The sequence below is a fragment of the Chlorobium sp. genome (assembly GCF_036528655.1).
Lineage (GTDB): Bacteria > Bacteroidota > Chlorobiia > Chlorobiales > Chlorobiaceae > Chlorobium.
This window is the reverse complement of sequence record NZ_JAIGND010000049.1, coordinates 1-2,089: the sequence shown is the minus strand read 5'-3', so window position 1 is coordinate 2,089 and position 2,089 is coordinate 1. Positions and strand designations below refer to the sequence as shown.

The window sequence follows — 2,089 nt, the reverse complement described above, 5'->3', positions numbered from 1 at the left end:
CGAACACAAACCCCTGCTCGGGCAAGCCGCACTCCCTGCGCGTGAACGCCCGCTCCGAAATTTTCCTGTGAGCATCGTTCACCTGGTAGCTGTCCGGCATCCAGACGATTTTCTCCGTATAATACTGGCTACTGCTTGCCGGTACCAGAACCTTATCGGCTATCAGGTAATCGATATACGGGGCTCCCATCGTGCCGGGATAGCCAAGATAGTTCACCTGTACAGGCGCTGCCCTGTAAGCAAAAATACCTGTTCGCGAATCGGTCGTAAACCCTTTCAGATCAACGGCAATATCGATTCCCAATTCTCTCGATAACTCTGCCACTTCAAGGTCTGAACAATTTCTGACATCAACGAACCTGTCGAAGGACGCCGATATACGCATCCTCATCTTGCTTCTGCTGTCGGTTCCAAATGAAAATGCGATAAGTTCAAAACGTGACCGGTCATGCCGCTCGAAAAGCTCGGCAATAAGCTGCGTTGTGGCATGATTGTGGAAATCCGCAGAAAAGTAGCCGATACAAATTTTATGCCTTCTGCTTCGTTTCGGAATTTCAGAAAGATGATGATTTTCCGGATACCGAACTGATACATAAAGGTCTACAGCCTTTCTCTGAATATCCGGCAAATCAAGTAATGACAGAACAGGAAACGGAGTCGCAACCTTTTCTCCATTTTCAATACTCTCTCTCAGTCTGACGAGATTACGATCGTAATCCTGCCAGTCGCAGATTTTCATGCTCGTATGCAGGTAACGACTGAACAGAAAAGCATAATCGGGCTTCAGGGAAAGCGTCTTTCGATATGCATGAACAGCATCTTCATACTGCTTCATCTCCGCAAGAACATGGCCCCGATTGCAGATCGCACTGATATTGTCCGGTTTAAACTCCAGCAACTCATCGAAAACAGAGAGCGCATCTTTGTTGCGTTTTAAAACATGGAGCAGCATGGCTTTATTGAACAATGCATCGGTATGATCCGGCTTGATCTCGAGTGTCCTGTCAAACATCGAAAGCGCCTCTTCATACCTGCCAAGCCGTTTCAGTACGTTCCCGCAGTTACTCCATACATCCGCATCTTCCGGTTTGAGGACAAGAGCTTGCCGATAACTTTCAAGAGCCTCTTCATAGCGTTTCAGACCGAGAAAAACATTGGCACGGTTATTATACAGCTCGGAACTACCCGGTGATACCGCAATGGCCTGATCGAACAGAGCTATTGCCCCTGTCATGTCGTTCTGCTGCACGGCAATACCTGCGAGAAGCTGCAGAACATCGCTGTTTTCAGGATAATCACAGAGGATTGCACGATAGATCGCTGCAGCTTCGTCGAGCCGACCCTTGCGGTGCAATGCAAGCGCCGACGGCAATCGGGTTGCAACATCGGATCTTTTTGCGACTTCGGTGATCTCAAGATGATCCGGAGGCAGATCTGCATGATACCGCTCGTACATCGCTTCATAGGCAGCTTCAAGATAACCGGTGAACCGCTCCGTATCGAACAGCGGCGAACTCATCCGGTTCCGTTCCAGCTTCTCCCTTATGCCCCTCAACCTTTCCGGTTCAAGCGCAAGCGCCACGGCAAGAGACTCGTACTCTTCCGCCGTGGTGGTTACCAGTTCCGGCAGGCCGACCGCATGCAGGAGGCTTGCCGCCACCCTTCCGGCAAAAGACTCGCCCAAACGGGTCAGCACCGGCAACCCGGCCCACAGCGCATCGCTCGCAGTTGTATGCGCATTGCATGGCAATGTGTCGAGGAACAGGTCCGCCAGCAGGTGTCGCGAAAGATGCTCGGCTAACGGCATTCTTTTCGCAAAAACCAGCCGTTCTCCCGAAACGTCTCTCGTCACCGTCTCACGGCGAAGGTTTTCCGCTGCCATCGCATTATCCTCGAACAGCCAGAGCACGCTGCCTTCCACCTGTTTCAGGATCCGCATCCAGACATCGAACACATCCGGAGTGATCTTGTAGTTGTTATTGAAACATGCGAACACAAACCCCTGCTCGGGCAAGCCGCACTCCCTGCGCGTGAACGCCCGCTCCGAAATTTTCCTGTGAGCATCGTTCACCTGGTAGCTGTCCGGCAT

The 2,089-nt window shown here is 51.5% G+C and carries 1 protein-coding gene; it reads right to left on the bottom strand.

The annotated features are described in order from the left end of the window. A partial coding sequence (locus K4305_RS12165) for an O-linked N-acetylglucosamine transferase, SPINDLY family protein (RefSeq protein WP_331562752.1) occupies positions 1-2,089 on the bottom strand: 2,089 nt, incomplete at both ends.